Genomic DNA, 21,545 nt, shown 5'->3' with positions numbered 1-21,545 from the left:
TTTTTTGAACAAATGATATGTCGAACTATATGATTTGTCTATTCGTTTAATATTCGGTTTTTCCAATAATAAAAAACGATTTTTAAAAATAATCTCTTACATTTGCATGAAAAACCGTGTACAATGAGATGGTATAATTAACGAAATGGAAACAGATAGGAGAGGATCTCGCTGATGAAACATTTACCTGCGCAAGATGAACAAGTTTTTAGCGCCATTCAAGATGAGCGGAAACGTCAACAGTCGAAGATTGAGCTGATCGCTTCTGAAAACTTTGTAAGCGAAGCGGTTATGGAAGCTCAAGGCTCGGTTTTAACAAATAAATATGCGGAAGGATATCCTGGTAAACGCTACTACGGCGGATGTGAGCATGTAGATGTCGCAGAGGATATCGCGCGCGACCGCGCCAAGCAGATTTTCGGCGCCGAGCACGTCAACGTTCAGCCGCATTCCGGCGCACAAGCGAACATGGCGGTATACTTCACGATTTTGGAGCACGGTGACACCGTATTGGGAATGAACCTTGCTCACGGCGGACATTTAACGCACGGCAGCCCTGTCAACTTCAGCGGTGTTCAGTACAATTTCGTTGAATACGGCGTTGATAAAGAGACGCAGTATATTGACTACGAAGATGTACGTGAAAAAGCGCTCAAACATAAGCCTAAGCTGATCGTAGCCGGGGCAAGCGCGTATCCGCGCACCATCGATTTTAAAAAGTTCCGCGAAATCGCTGATGAAGTCGGAGCCTATGTGATGGTAGACATGGCGCATATCGCCGGACTTGTAGCAGCAGGTCTTCACCCGAATCCTGTTCCTTACTCTGACTTTGTGACGACGACAACTCATAAAACGCTTCGCGGACCGCGCGGCGGCATGATTCTTTGCCGTGAAGAGTTTGCAAAGCAAATCGACAAGTCGATCTTCCCTGGAATTCAAGGCGGACCGTTAATGCACGTGATCGCTGCAAAGGCTGTTTCCTTTGGCGAAGCTTTAAAAGACGAATTCAAAACATACGCCCAAAATGTCATCAACAATGCGAAGCACTTGGCTGAAACGTTGAAAAAAGAGGGTATCGAGCTCGTATCAGGCGGAACGGATAACCATCTTGTGCTGGTCGACCTGCGCTCTCTCGGCATGACCGGAAAAGTGGCTGAAAATGTGCTTGATGAAGTCGGCATCACCGTTAACAAAAACGCGATTCCTTATGATCCTGAAAAACCTTTCGTAACGAGCGGAATCCGCGTCGGTACAGCAGCCGTGACAAGCCGCGGCTTTGATCTGGAAGCGATCGAAGAAGTGGGAGCGATCATCGCGCTTGCCCTTAAAAACCATGAAGACGAAGCGAAGCTGGAAGAAGCAAAACAGCGCGTAGAAGCGCTGACAAGCAAATACCCGTTATATACCGGGCTTGATTACTAAGATATTTGTGCCGCTCCCAAAAGGGGCGGCTTTTTTCATAAAATTGTCTCCTGATTTTTGTTGAAACAAGCTGTTTTTTTATGTAGAATCAATAGAAGTGTGTGAAAAAAAGGAGCTGAAAACGGATATGGGAAAGGTATATGTGTTTGACCACCCTCTTATACAGCATAAGCTTACATACATCCGGGATGTAGAGACCGGAACAAAAGAATTCAGAGAGCTTGTTGATGAGGTTGCAACGCTGATGGCATTTGAGATTACGCGGGACCTGCCGCTGGAGGAAGTGAATGTAGAAACTCCTGTGCAAATGGCAAAGTCAAACGTCATCGCCGGAAAAAAACTCGGGGTTGTTCCGATTCTAAGAGCGGGACTGGGAATGGTAGACGGAATTTTGAAGCTGATTCCCGCTGCAAAAGTCGGACATGTCGGGCTTTACCGTGATCCTGAAACATTGAAGCCTGTTGAATATTATGTCAAGCTTCCATCCGATGTTGAAGAACGCGAATTCATCGTCGTCGATCCGATGCTGGCTACCGGAGGTTCGGCGGTAGAGGCACTGAACAGCTTGAAGAAACGCGGCGCAAAAAATATCCGTTTTATGTGTCTGATCGCTGCTCCGGAAGGTGTAGACGAAGTTCAGAAGCATCATCCTGATGTTGACATTTACATTGCCGCTTTGGATGAGAAACTAAATGAAAAAGGATATATCGTTCCCGGATTGGGCGACGCCGGAGACCGCATGTTCGGAACGAAATAATGTAAGAAAATCCTGAAAAAGGGTTTTCTTTTTTTGTGTTTTATACCATAATTAAACATGTGTGCGTCTTAAATGGGGCGAATTTGTGAACATTTTGTGAGAGGCGCTGTGATTATGAATAGTTTTTTAACTTTAAACAGATTGACACCTCAGGGGGGCTATTGTATGCTAAAATAGGCTATTATGATAAGGTTTTCATAGCGGTTATCATAATGACCAGTCCTCTGTTAAAATCCTTTGAAAACCCCATATTTGCAGGCGACAGACAGATCACCGGCCCGAGAATTTTCGGAGTGTGTGAAGTCTTGAACAGAACACTACGTTCTGTAAAATGGTCAGACCGCCTAGTTTACCGTAATCGTAAGATAGATTTAAAATTTTCACATCAGGAGCGTATTTGATGACCGATGCGAGTCTTTCATTCCGTAGGCAACAAAAATATGTCCTATATATTTTAGCAGTCTGCGTGTTAGGCTATGGATTTCTGCCATTTCAGGCGATTTTTTTAGGCCTGATTACCGGCACTGTTTTCAGCTATTTCAATCTCTGGCTGCTGACCAAAAGGATGCAGGCCTTCGATAAAGCAGTGGCAAAAGGCAAAATGATCCGTTCTCTCGGGACTGCTTCCAGATTGTGCAACGCCATTATCGCGGCGGCCATTGCTTATAAATACCCTGAATATATTCATTTGGCAGGCGTCATTGTGGGGTTGATGACAATTTATCCTGTCATTATGATAGATTCCTTTATCCAGCTAAAACGTTCATCAATGGAAGAGAGGTGAAGACCCTTTGCACGAATCAAGAGTTGTTAACTTTTTAGGCCTTAACTTTGATGTATCAAGTATCTTAATGATTACTGTGACAAGCATCATCGTCTTTCTGATAGCGGTGCTGACCACAAGAACACTCGCGATCCGGCCGACGAAAGCCCAGAACTTTATGGAGTGGATTGTCGACTTTGTTCGCAATATTATCGGCAGCACAATGGATCTTAAAGTCGGCAGAGACTTTCTCGCCCTTGGCATAACCCTGCTGATGTACATATTTGTTGCCAACATGCTCGGCCTTCCGTTTTCCATTACAGTAGGCCATGAATTATGGTGGAAATCCCCGACAGCCGATCCGGCGGTTACTTTAACCCTCGCCGTCATGGTAGTAGGCCTCACTCATTACTATGGAGTGAAAAGAAAAGGGTTGGGGGAGTATACCAAAGATTTTTTCAGACCAATTCCGTATTTAGTGCCGCTCAAAATCATTGAAGAATTTGCGAATACATTAACATTGGGATTGCGTCTTTACGGTAATATTTTCGCCGGCGAAATTCTGCTCGGCCTTCTTGCCGGACTGGCAACCAACTTCTATTCTCAAAGCATTTTCATGGGGCTGGTTGGAACCATTGGAGCGGTTGTGCCGATGATCTTATGGCAGGCGTTCAGCTTGTTTGTAGGTACAATCCAGGCATTCATCTTCACGATGTTAACAATGGTTTACATGTCTCACAAAGTAAGTCATGAACACTAAAAACAAGACATATCCGATAAGGATAACAATTTAAAGGAGGAACTTTTTCATGAATTTAATAGCAGCTGCAATCGCAATTGGATTAGGTGCACTTGGTGCAGGTATTGGTAACGGACTTATCGTATCACGTACAGTAGAAGGAATCGCACGTCAGCCTGAGGCTGGTAAAGAATTAAGAACGCTTATGTTCATCGGGGTAGCATTGGTTGAGGCCCTTCCGATTATCGCTGTTGTTATCGCGTTCTTAGCATTCTTCGGCTAAAAACTTATATAACTAGTAAAATGGCGAAGATCACTGCAAGAGGCCTTCGCCATTGCTTTATGGTTGCTTGAACTGTCATAATGGCCGGAAGAAACAACCTCTTGAAAAAAGAGGGAGAACATTTTTTCGATGGCCTCGGAGAGATAATCTGCAAGAAGGGAGTTGCCGTATTCGATGTCTTTTTTACCACAGGTTATGGGTGCAGGAGTAGGGTTTAACGCCGGAACGATGCTGTTCCAGCTTGTTGCCATGCTGATTTTGTTAGCGCTCTTGAAGAAATACGCTTTAGGGCCGCTATTAAATATAATGAAAGAGCGTGAAGACTACATTACCGGAGAGATTTCCTCTGCCGAGAAAAAGAATGAAGAAGCGAAGAAGCTCATTGAAGAGCAGCAGGCGCTTTTGAAAGAAGCGCGCGAAGAATCCCAGTCTCTGATTGAAAACGCGAAAAAACTGGGAGAACAGCAAAAGGATGAAATCATCAAGGCTGCGCGCCAGGAAGCAGAACGCATGAAAGAATCAGCCAGAAGCGAAATCGTCAAAGAAAGAGACCAGGCTGTCAGCGCGCTGCGCGAGCAGGTTGCATCATTGTCTGTAATGATCGCTTCGAAAGTGATCGAAAAAGAGCTTGACGAACAAGCCCAGGAAAAACTGATCCAAGACTATCTTAAAGAAGTAGGAGAAAGCCGATGAGCCAATCAGCTGTCTCCAAACGCTACGCAGCCGCTTTATTTGACATTGCCCTTGAATCCAAGAAGGTCAATGAAATAGAAGAAGAGCTGACCGTCGTTAAGAAGATATTTATTGATCATAAAGACCTCAATGCCGTTCTGAGTCATCCTAAAGTGCCCGCTGAAAAGAAAAAGCAGATTTTAAAAGACTCGTTCGGATCTGTTTCGACTGCAGTCTTACATACGCTTTATCTTCTCGTTGACCGCAGCCGCACGTCAATCGTCCCGGATCTCGCGGACGAATATGTCAAAATGGCGAACCGGTACCGCGGGACGGAAGATGCGATCGTATACTCTGTAAAACCGCTCAGCGAAGAGGAAATTTCCTCTTTTTCTCAAGTGTTTGCGAAAGAAGCAGGCGCCGCTTCACTGCGCGTCAGGAACGAAGTGAATCCGGATCTGATCGGCGGTGTGAAAATCCGCATCGGAAACCGTATTTATGACGGCAGTGTAAGAGGAAAGCTTGACCGGATAGAACGTCAATTAGCAGGCGAAAATCGAAAGAAGGGGTGAAACCTAAGTGAGCATCAAAGCTGAAGAAATTAGCACTCTTATTAAACAGCAAATTGAAAATTATCAGTCTGAAATAGAAGTTCACGACGTAGGTACGGTAATTCAGGTCGGTGACGGTATCGCACGCGTGCACGGCCTTGATAACTGTATGGCAGGTGAGCTTGTCGAATTTTCAAACGGTGTGCTGGGCTTAGCTCAGAACCTTGAAGAATCAAACGTAGGTATCGTTATTTTGGGACCTTACAAAGACATCCGTGAAGGTGACGAAGTCAAAAGAACCGGCCGGATCATGGAAGTTCCCGTCGGTGAAGAGCTGCTCGGCCGCGTTGTCAATCCGCTCGGTCAGCCTGTAGACGGAATGGGCCCGGTTCTCACAAGCAAAACCCGTCCGATCGAAAGCCCGGCACCTGGTGTTATGGATCGTAAATCCGTACATGAACCGCTTCAAACGGGAATTAAACCGATCGATGCGCTGATTCCTATCGGCCGCGGCCAGCGTGAGCTGATCATCGGTGACCGTCAGACGGGTAAAACATCGATTGCGATTGACACGATCTTGAACCAAAGAGATCAGGACATGATTTGTATCTATGTTGCGATCGGTCAGAAAGAATCGACTGTTCGCGGTGTCGTTGAAACGCTGCGCAAAAAAGGCGCGCTTGACTATACCATCGTTGTCACAGCTTCCGCTTCACAGCCTGCACCGCTCTTGTATCTTGCGCCGTATGCGGGTGTTACGATGGGTGAAGAATTCATGTACAACGGAAAACACGTGCTGGTTGTGTATGACGACCTTTCCAAACAGGCAACGGCTTATCGTGAACTTTCCTTGCTTCTGCGCCGTCCTCCAGGCCGTGAAGCATTCCCTGGGGATGTATTCTACCTGCACTCCCGCTTGCTTGAGCGCGCTGCAAAACTGAGCGACGCTAAAGGCGGAGGATCTTTAACAGCATTGCCGTTTGTTGAAACGCAGGCTGGCGACATTTCAGCATATATTCCGACAAACGTCATCTCAATCACAGACGGACAGATCTTCCTGCAGTCTGATTTGTTCTTCTCAGGCGTGCGCCCTGCCGTCAACCCTGGATTATCGGTATCCCGTGTCGGCGGATCTGCGCAAATCAAAGCGATGAAGAAAGTAGCCGGTACGCTTCGTCTTGACTTGGCATCTTACCGCGAGCTTGAGTCATTCGCACAGTTCGGATCTGACCTTGATAAAGCGACGCAGGCCAAGCTGAACCGCGGAGCCCGTACAGTAGAAGTTCTGAAGCAGGACCTGAACCAGCCGCTTCGCGTCGAAAAGCAGGTTGCCATTCTTTATGCCCTGACCCGCGGATTCCTCGATGATGTGCCTGTAGAAGACATCAGACGCTTTGAAGAAGAGTTCTTTATGTACCTTGATCAAAACCATAAAGATCTCCTTGATTCAATTGCTCAGACAGGAAACCTTCCGGCCGACGAGGACATGAGGGCTGCGATCGAAGGCTTTAAACGTACGTTTGCACCTAGCAACTAAACATTTGAAGTGAGAAAAAGATCTTCTTTTTCTCTCTTTTTCACGTAAATTCGAAGTGAATTTGAAAACAAAAAGGTGGTGAAACCTTTTGGCCTCATTACGGGATATTAAATCCAGAATTACTTCAAATAAAAAAACGAGTCAAATCACCAAAGCTCAGCAAATGGTTTCTGCCTCAAAGCTGAACCGCGCTGAGAGTAAAGCGAAGTCGTTCGTTCCATACATGGAGAAAATGCAGGAAGTCGTTGCTGATATTGCGCTTGGATACACCGGAACGCATCCGATGATGTCGAGCCGTCCCGTGAAGCGGACCGGCTATCTGGTCATCACATCTGATCGCGGACTTGCCGGCGCTTTTAACGCAAACGTTCTCCGCAAAGCGTACCAGAAAATCCAGGAGCGCCATCAGTCAAAAGACGAATATGCGGTCATCGCGATCGGAAAAATGGGACGGGAGTTTTTCAAAAAACGCGGCATCCCGGTCATTTCCGAAATGACCGGAATCAGGGACGAAGTGTCCTTTCCTGAAATCAAGGATTTGGCGAACAGTACGGTACAAATGTTTATCGATGAGACCTTTGATGAACTTTACTTGTTCTACAACCACTTTGTCAGCGCGATTTCTCAAGAGGTGACGGAGAAAAAGCTGCTGCCATTATCAGATATCGCGCCAAACAAAAAAAGAACTTCCTATGAATTTGAACCGGACGAAGAAGAAATTTTGGAAGTGCTTCTGCCTCAGTACGCTGAGAGCTTGATTTTCGGTGCGATTCTGGACAGTAAAGCGAGTGAACACGCTGCGCGGATGACAGCGATGAAAAACGCAACGGATAATGCGAAAGAGCTTATCGCTGACCTCGAGCTGTCTTACAACCGTGCCCGTCAGGCGGCGATTACGCAGGAGATTACGGAAATTGTCGGCGGTGCAGCTGCCTTAGAATAGAAAAAGCTTGTCAGGAGGGATAGAGATGAAAAAAGGACGCGTTAGCCAGGTATTGGGACCGGTCGTAGACGTTCGTTTTGAAGACGGTCACTTGCCTGAAATATATAATGCGATTAAAGTTACACATAAAGCGCAGAACGAGAATGAAGTGGATATCGATCTTACCCTTGAAGTAGCGCTTCACTTGGGTGATGATTCAGTTCGGACGATTGCAATGGCTTCAACTGACGGTGTTACACGCGGAATGGAAGCCATCGACCTGGGAGAGCCGATCTCCGTTCCGGTCGGAAACGTGACACTCGGCCGCGTATTTAATGTACTCGGGGAAAACATCGATTTGGATGAGCCGCTTCCGGCTGATGCTGCCAAAGATCCGATTCACAGAGAAGCTCCAACATTTGATCAGCTATCAACAGAGGTTGAAATTTTAGAGACGGGTATTAAAGTCGTCGATTTGCTCGCTCCATATATCAAAGGCGGAAAGATCGGTCTTTTCGGAGGAGCGGGAGTTGGAAAAACCGTATTGATCCAGGAGCTGATCAACAACATCGCTCAAGAGCACGGCGGTATCTCTGTATTCGCAGGTGTCGGCGAGCGTACGCGTGAAGGAAACGACCTGTACTATGAAATGAAAGATTCCGGCGTTATCGGCAAAACGGCAATGGTCTTCGGTCAGATGAACGAGCCGCCTGGTGCGCGGATGCGCGTTGCCTTGACAGGACTTACGATGGCCGAGCATTTCCGTGATAAAGAAGGCCAGGACGTATTGTTCTTTATCGATAACATCTTCCGCTTCACTCAAGCCGGATCTGAAGTATCTGCGCTTCTTGGACGCATGCCGTCAGCGGTTGGTTATCAGCCGACGCTTGCAACTGAAATGGGTCAGCTTCAGGAACGGATCACTTCTACAAATGTCGGTTCCGTTACATCGATTCAGGCGATCTACGTTCCTGCCGATGACTACACTGACCCGGCACCGGCAACAACGTTCGCTCACTTGGATGCGACAACAAACCTTGAACGTAAGCTGTCTGAAATGGGTATTTACCCTGCGGTTGATCCTCTGGCTTCAACTTCTCGTGCACTTGCGCCAGAAATCGTCGGGGAAGAGCATTATCAAGTGGCCCGCCAAGTACAGCAAATCCTGCAGCGCTATAAAGAGCTTCAGGACATCATTGCGATTCTCGGTATGGATGAGCTTTCTGACGATGATAAGCTTGTCGTCAGCCGTGCGCGCCGCGTACAGTTCTTCCTTTCACAAAACTTCCACGTAGCTGAACAGTTTACGGGACAGAAAGGTTCTTATGTTCCTGTTAAAGAAACGGTAAAAGGCTTTAAAGAAATCCTTGAAGGTAAGTATGATCACCTTCCAGAGGACGCTTTCCGTCTTGTCGGCCGAATCGAAGAAGTTGTCGAAAAAGCGAAAGAAATGGGTGTAGAAGTATAATCTGGTCCTAGGAGGGTAAAAGCATGAAGACCTTAAAAGTCAATATCGTTACTCCCGACGGCCCAGTATACGATGCGGATATAGAAATGGTAAGCGTTCGAGCAGAGAGCGGTGAGCTTGGTATTTTACCCGGCCATATTCCGACGGTTGCTCCGCTAAAAATTGCTGCAGTCCGTCTGAAAAAAGACGGTCAAACTGAGCTGGTTGCCGTCAGCGGGGGCATAGTTGAAGTCCGCCCTGACCATGTCACCATTCTGGCCCAGACGGCGGAAACATCTGAACAAATTGACAAAGAACGCGCCTTGGCCGCAAAACGGCGTGCCGAGGAACGTTTGCAAAAGCATACGCCAGATGTTGACATTATTCGGGCAGAGCTTGCTTTAAAACGCGCGATTAACCGGTTGGATGTTGCGAGATAAAGATGAGGATCCTTCCCATATTTAAGGATGGGAAGGGTTCTTTTATATTCATGATTAAACAGAATTAAAAATGTTGAAAAAAGTTCACAAATCGTTCGCCTTTTTAGTTTGAATCTATCTATAATACAAAATAGTAAGCTATGTTCTCTTCCGCCAGAAAGAGGATGTAAGACATTCAAGCAAACTCCTCAACATTGGCCTCAGGCAACAGAGGATCACTTCATCTATGGGAAAAAGTTCTATCCATGAACGTCTTAACATGAAACATCAAAACTGTTAAAATGACTTGAAATGACCGGCATCATTCCTTATCCCACAGCAGAAGAGACTAGGCAGGCCGGAGCCACCAAACCGGCTGGAACGTAAGGAGGCGTCATCAATAATGGAAGAGATCGGACAACAGGCTGCTGTCAGTATCATCGTTCATCTTTTTTTTATTGCATTGACTTGGTGGGCTCTTCTGGCGGTCAATATTGATCCGCTTATCAGGAAAGGAAAAGTCATTCAGGCGAGGGTGTTAATGATCATCATTACAATCGCCGTCGGCTCCACCGTCAGCAATTTTTTCCTGGACTATCTTTATTATTCCAGACAGCTTCAAAATTTATTTTCATGATTGAGTAAAAGAATTTTTGGGAATGGACAAATGTGGGTAACGCCGCATTCCGCAAAATCACCGGGGGACCTTGTTTTTCCACGTATGCTTTTCCTACGATCCGTCAACAATGGAGAGTAGGAGAGGATGATGCGGAATGAAGACAAAACAAACGGTTAATGCCCTCATTTTTATTGTGGTTTTATTTTTAATTGTTCATGTCTTTCAATCGCTTGAAGCAGCGGGCAATACGCCGCTGGAACAGCTGGCGGAAGGTTTGAGCCGCCATGATGTCGAGCTTGAAGAATGGACCCTGCACACAAAAAAGCAGCTTACCCTAAGTGAAAAGGATTTTTTTGCAAAACTGAAACATTTCAAGAAACAGCATCGACAATATCAATGGACTATAACGCGGGAAGACGATGATACAGTTAAAGCAACAGGTGTTTTTCAGGACAAAAAAAATCACATCAATTCCAAAATACATTTGGTATCCACCCACAAAAACCAGAGACTTGTTTCGTATTTATTGTATGAGCAAAAAGGCGCGGGACCACGGGAAAACTGGAATACTACATATAAGCAGTTTGAACGGGATGCATTCGACATAATGCGAGAAAAGACCGCAATTTTTACTTGTCTAAAGGGCCGTTTAAATGGTATGATGAGTGTTGTTTTGCAAAAAAAAGCAAATGAACTAGTACATGAATTTGATGCAAAGTCAGTTGAAGATTTAATCGAACCAAATTTCGTTTCTATTTCTGCTTACACTAACGAGTGGAAAGAATCCATCAAGACAGAAAAACACCGTATGAATCTGCAAGTCTCGCTTAGAAATGCGGGAATGGGCGAAAAACTTACCGTCACGGTTGGCACACCAATCGTCACGACTGAATATTAATATAGAGAAATTGGGACGCGGAGGGGAATACCTTGGAAAAAATCATCGTCCGCGGCGGTCGAAAGTTAAACGGCACAGTCAAAGTTGAAGGAGCAAAAAATGCCGTTTTACCAGTTATCGCTGCATCTTTATTAGCCAGTGAAGAAAAAAGCGTAATATGTGATGTGCCTACGCTCTCCGATGTATATACGATTAACGAAGTGTTACGTCATTTAGGCGCAAGTGTACATTTTGAAAATAATACAGTAACGGTTGATGCATCTCGCACTTTGTCTACGGAAGCTCCGTTTGAATATGTTCGTAAAATGCGCGCATCTGTATTGGTGATGGGTCCGCTTCTTGCTCGCACAGGTCACTCGAGAGTGGCTTTGCCTGGAGGATGTGCAATCGGTTCAAGACCGATTGATCAGCATCTGAAAGGCTTTGAAGCAATGGGCGCAAAAATTAAAGTCGGAAACGGCTTTATTGAAGCGACTGTAGAAGGCCGCCTTCAAGGCGCAAAAATTTATCTTGATTTTCCTAGTGTCGGAGCAACTGAAAACCTGATTATGGCTGCAGCTTTGGCTGAGGGCACGACAACGCTCGAAAATGCTGCTAAAGAGCCTGAAATCGTTGATCTGGCTAACTATATCAATGCAATGGGCGGTAAAATTCGGGGTGCCGGTACAGGCACCATTAAAATTGAAGGCGTTAAGGCGCTTCATGGTGCAAAACATACCATTATTCCTGACCGGATCGAGGCGGGTACGTTCATGGTTGCCGCTGCGATTACCGAAGGGAACGTACTGGTAAAGGGAGCGGTTCCTGAGCACTTAACATCTTTAATTGCGAAAATGGAAGAAATGGGCGTTCAAATCATGGAAGAAGGAGACGGTCTTCGGATCATCGGTCCTTCTGAATTGAAGCCTATTGATTTAAAAACAATGCCACATCCAGGTTTCCCGACTGATATGCAGTCTCAGATGATGGCTCTTTTGATGCGCGCAAATGGAACCAGCATGATCACAGAAACCGTCTTTGAGAACCGCTTCATGCATGCGGAAGAATTCCGCCGTATGAACGGAGATATTAAAATCGAAGGCCGTTCTGTCATTATTAATGGTCCTGTGCAACTTCAAGGTGCTGAGGTGGCTGCAACGGATCTTCGCGCCGGCGCAGCTCTTATCCTTGCTGGCCTTGTCGCTGACGGACATACGCGCGTAACCGAATTAAAACATTTAGACCGGGGATATGTCAACTTCCACCAAAAACTTGCCGGTATCGGTGCTGATATTGAGCGCGTTAACGATGAAGAAGCGGTTCATATTGAAAATAAAGAAGTTGTATCCGATTTAAACGCATAAATCAACGTGAAATCAGTATGTCATCCGGCATACTGATTTTTATGTTTCAAGTATTCTATATCAGTATGCCTCCCATATCTATCATTATGCACAAGAATGGCTTTTAAAATACGCAGCAGCAGTTGAAAAGTACAGTCATATTAGCTTGTCCCCGCCCATAAAATGAAAGAGACAAAACAGAAATGGGGGCACTGATTTGAAACAGCTATTAATTGTACTAGCAGGAATCTGCATGCTGATTTTACTCATACCAACACTGCTTGTCCTCCCTTTTCACGGGGGGCCGGGGGCAATCAAAACAGAAAAACACACTCAGCAACACGAGGAAAAAAAGAAAGTCACCTTAAAAGAGTCTCCCGTTTCAATTCCGGTCTACAGAACGGCTGACCGGAAAGTTGAAGACATTCCGCTTGAAGAGTATGTCATCGGTGTCGTTGCTTCGGAAATGCCGGCTGATTTCGATATCGAAGCTTTAAAAGCACAAGCGCTCGCGGCCCGCACATATATTGTGAGGCAAATGGTATCAGAGCAGGCTGTCCAATCACCGAAGGGCTCGCTCGTCGATGACACGCAGATGTTCCAGGTGTATAAAAACAAAGAGGAACTCCGCAGACTGTGGAAGAAAGATTACGATTGGAAAATCAAAAAAGTGACCGAAGCTGTAGCCAGTACGCAAGGCAAAATTTTAACCTATGATCATAAGCCGATTGACGCTTCGTTTTTCTCGACGAGCAACGGGTATACCGAGAATGCCGGGGCCTATTGGACAAGTGATATTCCGTATCTGCAAAGCGTGAAAAGCTCCTGGGATACAAAGTCGCCGAAATTCCTGAACCACAAAACGTTTACTGTCGCTGAATTTGAACAAAAGCTCGGCGTGAAGCTGCCCAGCTCAAACAGCATTGGGAAGATCACTGAAAGAACGCCGGGAAAACGCGTAGCGACTGCTGTCATCAATGGGAAGAAGCTTGAGGGAAGAGATATTCGGGAAAAGCTCGGCCTCAAATCGGCAGACTTTGATTGGAAACGCGACGGCAATCAGATTACCGTCACGACAAGGGGTTTTGGACATGGAGTAGGTATGAGCCAATACGGCGCGCATTATATGGCGAAAGACGGCAAGAAAGCTGAAGCCATCGTCAAGTATTATTACAAAGGAACAGCCGTATCCAACGCTGATGAATTTTTAAATAAATACATGGCGAAAAAATAAAAAAGAGACGTCTGCCTTATTGGCGGCGTCTTTTTAAATGTCATCAAAATTTGGCATTCTCATGAAGTTGATGCACGCCAAAAACATTATACAAATATTTCAAGAATCTGTGCCGGAGGGCTTGCTGAACAGCGTCAAAAGGCCGTGAATGTCTTGTCAATATAAGGGTTCACAGGATATAAAGTCTATTTAATCCGCTTGTTGTATGCTGAAATGAATAACGAGGAAAAGGAGACATGCCCTATTTATTTCTCCCTGGTGTTCTTCTACGATATTAATGTGTTAACGACTTTATTTCAGAAAGGGGAAAGGGAGAAATGAAGAAGAAGCTGACATTGGGTATTTTGACCGCTATGGTTCTTAGCCTTGGTTCGCCTGCTTTCGCAGCTGAGAAAAAACAGGAGGTAACAGTTGCCGAAGATTCGCCTAACGTTGCGATTATGCTTGATGCAAGCGGCAGCATGGCTAAAAAGATCGGCGGTGTCTCAAAATACGAGCTTGCCAAAAATGAGGCGTTCAGCTTTGGTTCTAAGCTTGAAAATGCAAACGTGCTCATGAGAGTTTTCGGTTCAGAGGGAAACAATAAAAATTCCGGAAAGGTACAATCCTGCAATGCAATCAGAGGAGTGTACGGGTTCCAAACGTATGACGAGCAAAGCTTCCGCAACTCATTAAACGGCATCGGACCGACTGGATGGACACCGATCGCCAACGCGCTCCAAGATGCCAAAAACGCGCTTGATCAGCTGAACAACAACGGGAAAAACGTCGTTTACCTGCTGACAGACGGTGAGGAAACATGCGGAGGCAATCCGGTAAAAGTTGCAACAGAACTGCGCAAAGCTAATGCGGTTGTCAACGTGATCGGCTTTGATTATGAAGGAGATTTTCACGGACAATTGACAAGCATCGCAGCAGCCGGCGGCGGTGAATATTTCCAAGCAAAAACCAAAAATGACATCAAAAGAATTTTCACTCAGGAAGCCATTGAGCTTTCTAAATAAACTGGAAAAAAGCTGTGGACATGTTTCCGCAGCTTTCCTTTTGTGATGAAAAGATTGTCAAAAAGTCAAGCAAAACACTTTACAAATATTAAGTTATTGTTTCAGAACGTTGAACCCTGCTGAATCCTTTGGAGGGGTAATTTGTCGTAACTGTGGTGGTATTGGGACGAAAACAGTCTTTTAGCGGACTTTTTTGATAGGACTTAAGTGAAAGTGTCGATCGATTATCGTAAGGATTATGAAGAATTTGTGAATTTGAAAAGGAGATCCGGCCTATTTATTTCTATCAAGCCTTCTTTTACGATGTTGGTGGACTAGATCTCATGCGGAAGATCGGTCCGAAAAACCAATGCGGAAAGGAAAGTGAGAAAGGTGAAAAAAAGGTTTACTCTGTTAACAACGTTCACCATGCTTTTGTCATTGGCTCCGGCTGCTGCTTTCGCGGCTGAAAACGGAAATGCGGACAACAGCAAAAAAGATGTCAATGTTGCAGTTGTGCTTGATGCAAGCGGCAGCATGGCACAAAAGGTTGAAGGAGAAAGAAAATTTGATATTGCCAAAGAATCCGTAACCGACTTTGCTGACCTGCTTTCAAGCGATGCGAATGTCATGCTGAATGTGTTCGGACATAAAGGCAACAATAAAAACTCCGGAAAAGAACTATCTTGCGGTACGACGGAAACCGTCTATGATCTGCAGCCGTTTTCTTCCAACTCGTTCGAAAACGCTTTAAGCGGAATCAAGCCTACAGGCTGGTCTCCAATTGCAAAATCTCTTTATGATGTAAAAGAAGATCTTGCCGATAAAGATGGTAAGAACTATGTTTACATCGTGACAGACGGTGAAGAAACATGCGGAGGAGACCCTGTTCAGGCAGCGAAAGATCTGCGCAAATCCAACATTAAAACGATCGTCAACATCGTTGGGCTTGACGTGAAAACCGTGAAAGAAAAAGCAAAGCTTAAAAAAGTAGCTGCTGCTGGCGGCGGAAAATTGATTGAAGCCGACTCAGCTTCTGATTTTAAAAAGGTATGGAAAGAAGAAGGCGTAAAACTGTCTCAGTAACTCCATACGAGAGCGGGACGGCAGCAGTGCCGTCCCGACCTTCTGTTAAGCTAATCTGTCGACATTTCGAGTTCTTCGATTCGTTTTTCTGCATAGCGCGGATCTTTTCTTGAATGGAAAATCTCCGCTTTTTCAATCATGACCGCCGTGTTGTATTCCGGAATACGGGCGTGGTTTTCGTATACGCCTTTAGGGATCAGGACATTTCCTTCCGGCCAGTAGACAGCCGTGTTTCCGCGTTGTACGCCGGCATATTTTGCCCGGCCTTGGAAAGTTCCGTAGCGGTTGAATAGAACGATCGCTTCTCCGTCTTGAATATAAAGGTCCTCGGCATCTTTTGGATGGATCATGACATCCTGGCGATCTGCCGCGTTGAAAGGATCTTTTTCACTATAAATCATCGAATTGAACTGTTTTCCCCGCCTTGTCGTCACGAGAAAGCGTCCTTCAGTTTGTCTGTTTTCAGGAAGATCGACGGGGATCAGGTTACCTCTGCTGTCTGCCGTCGGACAAATTCCGCCTTCACAAAGCCAGGCGCCGCCCCATTGAAAGACATCTCCGCGTTTTTTCAAATGCTGAATTCCTTCATAATTCCGGTTGGCAGCAGCAATTTCTTCACGGATTTCCGCAGCGCTGTCAAAATGGATCAGTTCTTTGTCTTCGGGCCGAACCCGTTTGGCAAGATCCATATAAATTTCCCATTCAGAACGGGCTTCTCCGATGCGCGGTCCTTTAATTTCAGGGCTGAAATAGACCATCCGTTCTGTACTGGTTGAGGTTCCTCCGCCAGGCTGTTCATACCTTGTCATCGCGGGAAGAATGATAACTTCCTCTTTGGCATCGACAAGGGTAGAAGTATTGAAGATGATGTCCTGATGGACCCTCACCTCTACTTCCTGTAACGCTTTTTTGATAAAATCGGGGTTCGGCATCGTCTCCAAAAAGTTGCCTCCGCTTGTATAAAACACTTTTACTTTTCTTTCGCTTTTGCTCGGCAGGAGCATGTTTTCGATCGTCTGGCCGATCGTATCGCCTTGCCAAGTCGGTATACGGAAGCCCCAAACCTTCTCGATCCGTGCTGCATTTTCTTCGTCAAAATCACCGCCTGGCAGGACGAAAGGATCGGCACCCATTTCTCCAGAACCCTGCACACCGCTGTGCCCTCTGATCGGCATGACGCCGCAATGCTTTCTGCCGATGAATCCTTGTAACAGGGCGAGATTTGCCACCTGTGAAATGTTGTCGGTCGCAAAACGGTGCTGTGTGAGTCCCATGCTCCAAATGAAAACGCCGGTTTTCGCCCGGGCCAGCAAGACGGCGAATTCTTTCATTCGATCTTTCGATATGCCGGATGACTCTTCAAGCGTCTTCCAATTTTGTTTTTCGATATGCTGTTTAAGCTCAGTGAACCCGTTTGTGTGTGCTTCGATAAAGGCGCGGTCAATGCTTGAACCGGGGGCCTCCCGTTCCATTTCAAACCAGTGCTTCATTACCCCGTTCATAAAGGCAATGTCGCCGCCGATATTGACTTGGTATACGTCATCAGTGATTTTGGTGCCGAAAAGGGCGCTCTCAGCTATCGATGGAATCCAGTATTTCTCCATCGAAGGTTCCAGGTAGGGGTTGATCATAATGATTTTTGTTCCCGCTTTTTTGGCGGCATACATGTATTTTGTTGACACCGGCTGGTTATTGGCGGCGACAGATCCCCAGAAGACGAGGACATCCGTCCCGATCCAGTCTCGGTAGCTGCAGCTTGAGGCGCCGATGCCGAGGGACCTTTTTAAAGCCGTTTTGCTTGGCGAGTGGCAGATCCGCGAGGCGTTGTCAATGTTGTTTGTGCCGATAAACCGAGCCGCTTTGGCGGCCGTATAGTATACCTCATTCGTAATCCCCCTGGCCGTTAAATAAAAGGCGAGCTGTCGTTTATCAATCGATTTGATTTTGTCCGCGATTCGGCTGAGCGCTTCATCCCATGAGATTCTCGAGAACGACCGTTCTCCTTTTTTTCTCGACAGCGGATAAGGGATGCGTCCGAGCTTTCTCAGTTCGGTGCTGTCCAGCTTTCTCAGCTGTTCGATGTCGGCGGACAGCCATTTGTCCTCGATCGCAGGCATCGTATTTAAGCGGAGGACGTTCAGCCGCGTCGTGCAGAGATGAGGCCCTGTGAGCGTCTGATCGCGGAGTCCGGACACACCAAGCGCACAGCCGTCGCACACGCCTTGCGTTAAAATTCTGTAGGCGTACGAAAGGTTGTCTTTATTGTCCCAAGCTGTTTTCATCGTATCTCTGATATGCTTTGGCTTTACCTTTCCGAGTCCCATCGGCGCCCAAGACGCCCACAGTTTTGGCGCGGGCTTTTTATTCAGCTTCATCGGACCTTGATGCTTTGTTTTTCCCATTTCATTCTCTCCTTTCCAGCGGATACTGCCGGATCATCCTTTTACCGAGTTTGAGACATGAACCGCCGCTTTTTTCCGCATCTGTTTAATGTCGGTTCTAATGAAGATCGAAATGAACAGGCCGATGCCGAACAGTGCTGCAAAAACCGTCAGGCTCTGGCTGTAGCTTCCTGTTGCATCACGCACCCAAGAAGAGAACATCGGGCCCGCAAGTCCTGCCGCCGCCCATGCCGTTAAAATGTAACCGTGGATTGCACCGAGCTGCTTTGTTCCGAACAAATCCCCGATATAAGCCGGAATTGCGGCAAACCCCCCTCCATAGCACGTATAGATCAATGCCATTAAAACAGAGAAGACGGCCTTGTCGGAAATAAACGGCAAAAGCGGAAAGGCGATCAGCTGTACAGCGAAAAAGACGGTATACGTATTCGGCCGGCCGATGTAATCAGATGCAGAGGCCCAGCCGATCCGCCCTAAACCGTTAAATGCGCCCAAAACGCCGACGAGAGCGGCAGCGGCGGCGGCGGACATGCCCGCACTTTCCTGCGCCAGCGGTGAAGCGATGGATATGATGGCGATTCCGCACGTAACATTAATAAAAAGCATCAGCCATAAATAATAAAAGCGTTTCGTTTTAATGGCTTCATTTGCCGTCAGCTGGGAAATATCGGCGCTTTGCGCCTTTCCGTTTTTTGCGGTTGAAAATCCTTCAGGCTTCCAGCCGTCTTCCGGCGGAGCGAGGTAAAGCGAAGACAGCATCATCACAAGAAAGTAGCAGATGCCGAGAATAAAAAAGGTATTGGCTATACCGATCGCTGAGATCAGCTTCTGTATGATCGGGCTGCTGATCAAGGCCGCAAATCCGAATCCCATAATGGCAAGCCCTGTAGCTAAGCCGCGGCGGTCAGGAAACCATTTAACAAGCGAAGATACGGGCGTAATATAGCCGACGCCGAGTCCGATTCCTCCGAAGACGCCGTAAAACAAATAAAGCAGGGGAAGGGAGCCGATCTGAACGGCGAAGCCGGAAAACGTCACGCCAGCTCCGAAGAAAAGAGCGGCGAGCATGCCTGCTTTTTTGGGGCCGTGCTTTTCGACGAAGTGTCCCAAAAATGCGGCTGAAAGACCGAGAAATAAAATAGCGATGCTGAACGTCAGGCTGATCTGGCTGAGGCTCCAGCCGAAGGTTTCAGCGAGCGGGTTTGTAAAGACGCTCCATGCGTATACAGACCCGATAGACAAATGAATGCCTACAGCACATAAAGCAATGAGCCACCTGTTTTTCACTTTTTTCATGCGAGAACCTCCTGTGGAAATGAAAGGCTTGTCATAAAGACAGAAGGCTGCCGGGGAGCGATTGTTTGAAAGCGGTTTCCGGGGTTGCTGCGAAGAAAGGCGGTCTGTTTGAAAAGTGTATATTTTTTGAACTTTTAAAAAATAATATCATGTTTTCAAGCTATCAACAAGATGAAGCTTCCAAATTTGACCTGACGGTTGTGAAACGGCATGATAGACGAGTATAGTAATAGATATGATAAGAAACAAAGGGGCGGGGTTTATTCATGGGGAAAAACATCACAACAAGCCGAAACATTTTCCGTTATGATAATGGAGAGATGACAGAGCAAGAAGATCAGATGGCAACGGAATTCCCCCTGACTGTCATGGTGAACGGTGAGGAATTTGTCACGCTTGTTTGTTCGCCGGACAGCCTGGAAGAACTGGTGATCGGATTTCTCGCATCTGAAGGTGTGATCCGTTTTAAAAATGAGATTAAAAGGTTTACAATAGATGAAAGTCTCGGATTCGCATATGTCGACCTTGTCAGCTCCAAAAAGCTGGTGCTGAAGGATTACACGAAGCGGGTGATCGGGTCCTGCTGCGGAAAAGGGCGGCATTTTTATTTCCAGCAGGACGTCAAAACTGCAAAAACGGCGATTGACGGCGTGACCATTACGCCTGAGAACTGTTTGGCGCTGATGCGCGACATGCAGAAAAGCAGCAAGCTTTTTCGCCATACGGGGGGCGTTCATAATGCCGCTTTGTGCAGCACTGACAAGCTGATTGCAGTCAGATCTGATATCGGAAGACATAATGCGCTTGATAAATTGTACGGATATTGTCTGCTTCACCAGGTTCCTGTGCGCGACAAACTGATCGTGTTCAGCGGCAGAATTTCTTCGGAAGTGCTGCTCAAAGCCGCAAAAATCGGGGTTTCCGCGGTCATTTCCAAGTCGGCGCCGACCGAGCTGGCCATTCAAATGGCGGAGGAGCTGAATATCATGACGATTGGTTTTGCGAGAAATCGGTCATTCAATGTATATACGCATCATGAGCGAATTCAGTTAACATAAAGGAGGCAACAGGCGTGAACACCAACAGTGAACAAGTTTTGGATCAGAAAAGCCGGCCGCTTCGGGATTTAAGAATTTCTGTCACCGACCGCTGCAACTTAAGATGTACGTATTGCATGCCTGCCGAAATCTTTGGACAGGATTATCCGTTTTTGCCAAAAGGCGAACTGTTGTCCTTTGAAGAGCTTGAACGATTGGCCAAGCTGTTTGTTCATCAGTTCGGGGTGGAAAAAATCCGCCTCACCGGCGGCGAGCCGCTGATGAGAAAAGATATGCCGGAATTAGTCGAGAAGCTTGCGGGGATCAAAGGGATTCGCGATATTGCGATGACGACGAACGGCGTTCTGCTGCCGGTTTACGCTGACAAGCTGAAAAAAGCGGGGCTGAAACGGGTCACGGTCAGCCTGGATTCCCTGGATGACGAGCGTTTCAAAGCGATCAACGGCAGAGGCGTCTCCGTCAGCAAGGTGCTGGCCGGAATTGAAGCGGCGAAAGAGGCCGGACTCGGCGTCAAGATCAACATGGTCGTCCAAAAAGGAGTCAATGAAAAGGATATTTTGCCGATGGCCCGCTATTTTAAAGAAAAAGGCCATATTTTGCGGTTTATTGAGTTTATGGATGTCGGGAACACAAATGAATGGAACCGTCAGTCAGTGGTGACAAAAGCGGATATCATCCGGATCATCAATGAAGACATGCCGGTTGAACCGATCGACCCGAACTACAAAGGAGAAGTCGCCAAACGGTACGGATACCTGGACGGTTCAGGAGAAATCGGTTTTATCTCTTCTGTATCCGATGCTTTTTGCAGCACGTGCAACAGAGCAAGACTATCGGCGAAAGGCGAGCTTTTCACATGTCTTTTCGCATCGAGCGGGTTTGATTTAAGAACCCTGATCAGAAGCGGGCAGACCGATCAGGAGCTGGCAAAGGCGATCGGCACCGTCTGGCGGAATCGCGATGACCAGTATTCGCTCGACCGCGCTCTTGCAAAAGCGGCTCCGCGGAAAAAGGTTGAAATGTCCTATATAGGAGGATAATTGACTGATTTGGAGAAAGCCGTCCATTGAAAAGATGGGCGGTTTTTTTATGCATTCGGAGACCGGCTTGACTTGCATATTGACAGGTTTGATAC

General features: G+C 46.6%; 22 protein-coding genes. 20 read left to right on the top strand and 2 right to left on the bottom strand.

What is annotated here, in order from left to right:
• Positions 1-174: 174 nt before the first annotated feature.
• The 17 genes from glyA to QMZ64_RS17140 all read left to right on the top strand — a co-directional run bounded on the left by glyA (position 175) and on the right by QMZ64_RS17140 (position 15,654).
• A complete protein-coding gene (gene glyA / locus QMZ64_RS17220) occupies positions 175-1,422 on the top strand; it encodes a serine hydroxymethyltransferase (protein WP_025810647.1) in 1,248 nt (415 codons plus the stop codon).
• Between the two features lie 127 nt (positions 1,423-1,549).
• Entirely contained in the window at positions 1,550-2,179 is a 630-nt protein-coding gene (gene upp, locus QMZ64_RS17215) for a uracil phosphoribosyltransferase (RefSeq protein ID WP_020453263.1), read from the top strand.
• Positions 2,180-2,579: 400 nt separating this feature from the next.
• Positions 2,580-2,963, top strand: coding sequence for an ATP synthase subunit I (locus QMZ64_RS17210; protein WP_020453262.1), 384 nt, complete (start codon positions 2,580-2,582; stop codon positions 2,961-2,963).
• Between the two features lie 7 nt (positions 2,964-2,970).
• Positions 2,971-3,702 (top strand): F0F1 ATP synthase subunit A, encoded by a 732-nt coding sequence (atpB, locus tag QMZ64_RS17205; protein WP_065644471.1) that lies wholly within the window; start codon positions 2,971-2,973, stop codon positions 3,700-3,702.
• A gap of 49 nt (positions 3,703-3,751) precedes the next feature.
• Entirely contained in the window at positions 3,752-3,964 is a 213-nt protein-coding gene (gene atpE, locus QMZ64_RS17200) for a F0F1 ATP synthase subunit C (protein WP_020453260.1), read from the top strand.
• A gap of 174 nt (positions 3,965-4,138) precedes the next feature.
• The gene (atpF, locus tag QMZ64_RS17195) at positions 4,139-4,657 is read left to right on the top strand and encodes a F0F1 ATP synthase subunit B (RefSeq protein ID WP_043925150.1); all 519 of its coding nucleotides are present in this window, start codon (positions 4,139-4,141) and stop codon (positions 4,655-4,657) included.
• A complete protein-coding gene (locus QMZ64_RS17190) occupies positions 4,654-5,208 on the top strand; it encodes a F0F1 ATP synthase subunit delta (RefSeq protein WP_243941747.1) in 555 nt (184 codons plus the stop codon). The genes atpF and QMZ64_RS17190 overlap by 4 nt, the downstream gene beginning before the upstream one ends.
• 7 nt (positions 5,209-5,215) lie before the next feature.
• A complete protein-coding gene (atpA, locus tag QMZ64_RS17185; RefSeq protein ID WP_265625423.1) occupies positions 5,216-6,724 on the top strand; it encodes a F0F1 ATP synthase subunit alpha in 1,509 nt (502 codons plus the stop codon).
• 88 nt (positions 6,725-6,812) lie between these two features.
• Positions 6,813-7,667 carry an ATP synthase F1 subunit gamma gene (gene atpG, locus QMZ64_RS17180; RefSeq protein WP_243941749.1) on the top strand — a complete coding sequence of 285 codons (855 nt, stop codon included), beginning with the start codon at positions 6,813-6,815 and terminating at the stop codon, positions 7,665-7,667.
• 25 nt (positions 7,668-7,692) lie between these two features.
• Entirely contained in the window at positions 7,693-9,114 is a 1,422-nt protein-coding gene (gene atpD / locus QMZ64_RS17175) for a F0F1 ATP synthase subunit beta (RefSeq protein WP_145651668.1), read from the top strand.
• Positions 9,115-9,137: 23 nt separating this feature from the next.
• Positions 9,138-9,533 (top strand): F0F1 ATP synthase subunit epsilon, encoded by a 396-nt coding sequence (locus QMZ64_RS17170; RefSeq protein ID WP_020453254.1) that lies wholly within the window; start codon positions 9,138-9,140, stop codon positions 9,531-9,533.
• A 382-nt stretch (positions 9,534-9,915) separates the two neighbouring features.
• Positions 9,916-10,149: a DUF1146 family protein gene (locus tag QMZ64_RS17165; RefSeq protein WP_003186001.1), complete on the top strand. Its 234-nt coding sequence runs from the start codon at positions 9,916-9,918 to the stop codon at positions 10,147-10,149.
• A gap of 136 nt (positions 10,150-10,285) precedes the next feature.
• On the top strand, positions 10,286-11,029 hold the full coding sequence (locus QMZ64_RS17160; protein WP_265625424.1) for a YwmB family TATA-box binding protein: 744 nt from the start codon (positions 10,286-10,288) through the stop codon (positions 11,027-11,029).
• A gap of 32 nt (positions 11,030-11,061) precedes the next feature.
• Positions 11,062-12,372, top strand: a complete 1,311-nt coding sequence (murA, locus tag QMZ64_RS17155; RefSeq protein WP_020453252.1) for a UDP-N-acetylglucosamine 1-carboxyvinyltransferase — start codon at positions 11,062-11,064, stop codon at positions 12,370-12,372.
• 196 nt (positions 12,373-12,568) lie between these two features.
• The gene (gene spoIID, locus QMZ64_RS17150) at positions 12,569-13,585 is read left to right on the top strand and encodes a stage II sporulation protein D (protein WP_265625425.1); all 1,017 of its coding nucleotides are present in this window, start codon (positions 12,569-12,571) and stop codon (positions 13,583-13,585) included.
• Positions 13,586-13,902: 317 nt separating this feature from the next.
• Positions 13,903-14,589 carry a VWA domain-containing protein gene (locus QMZ64_RS17145; RefSeq protein ID WP_043925142.1) on the top strand — a complete coding sequence of 229 codons (687 nt, stop codon included), beginning with the start codon at positions 13,903-13,905 and terminating at the stop codon, positions 14,587-14,589.
• 372 nt (positions 14,590-14,961) lie between these two features.
• On the top strand, positions 14,962-15,654 hold the full coding sequence (locus QMZ64_RS17140; protein ID WP_165428300.1) for a VWA domain-containing protein: 693 nt from the start codon (positions 14,962-14,964) through the stop codon (positions 15,652-15,654).
• Between the two features lie 50 nt (positions 15,655-15,704).
• Here QMZ64_RS17140 and QMZ64_RS17135 read toward each other — a convergent pair whose 3' ends face one another.
• Complete coding sequence (locus tag QMZ64_RS17135) at positions 15,705-18,056, bottom strand: FdhF/YdeP family oxidoreductase (protein WP_265625426.1); 2,352 nt, start codon at positions 18,054-18,056, stop codon at positions 15,705-15,707.
• A 33-nt stretch (positions 18,057-18,089) separates the two neighbouring features.
• Positions 18,090-19,352 carry an L-lactate MFS transporter gene (locus tag QMZ64_RS17130; protein WP_265625427.1) on the bottom strand — a complete coding sequence of 421 codons (1,263 nt, stop codon included), beginning with the start codon at positions 19,350-19,352 and terminating at the stop codon, positions 18,090-18,092.
• 65 nt (positions 19,353-19,417) lie between these two features.
• On the opposite strand from QMZ64_RS17130, the gene QMZ64_RS17125 reads away from it, so the two are divergent.
• Genes QMZ64_RS17125 through moaA form a run of 3 tightly spaced genes read left to right on the top strand, consistent with a single transcriptional unit; the run spans position 19,418 to position 21,450 of the window.
• Positions 19,418-19,579 (top strand): hypothetical protein, encoded by a 162-nt coding sequence (locus tag QMZ64_RS17125; RefSeq protein ID WP_301441492.1) that lies wholly within the window; start codon positions 19,418-19,420, stop codon positions 19,577-19,579.
• Positions 19,580-19,618: 39 nt separating this feature from the next.
• The gene (fdhD, locus tag QMZ64_RS17120) at positions 19,619-20,410 is read left to right on the top strand and encodes a formate dehydrogenase accessory sulfurtransferase FdhD (RefSeq protein WP_243941758.1); all 792 of its coding nucleotides are present in this window, start codon (positions 19,619-19,621) and stop codon (positions 20,408-20,410) included.
• Between the two features lie 14 nt (positions 20,411-20,424).
• A complete protein-coding gene (gene moaA / locus QMZ64_RS17115) occupies positions 20,425-21,450 on the top strand; it encodes a GTP 3',8-cyclase MoaA (RefSeq protein ID WP_265625428.1) in 1,026 nt (341 codons plus the stop codon).
• The last annotated feature ends 95 nt before the right edge of the window (positions 21,451-21,545 follow it).

Origin of the sequence: Bacillus sp. LB7, assembly GCF_030449715.1 — a bacterium.
GTDB lineage: Bacteria > Bacillota > Bacilli > Bacillales > Bacillaceae > Bacillus > Bacillus paralicheniformis.
This window is presented reverse-complemented; position numbering and strand designations above follow the sequence as displayed.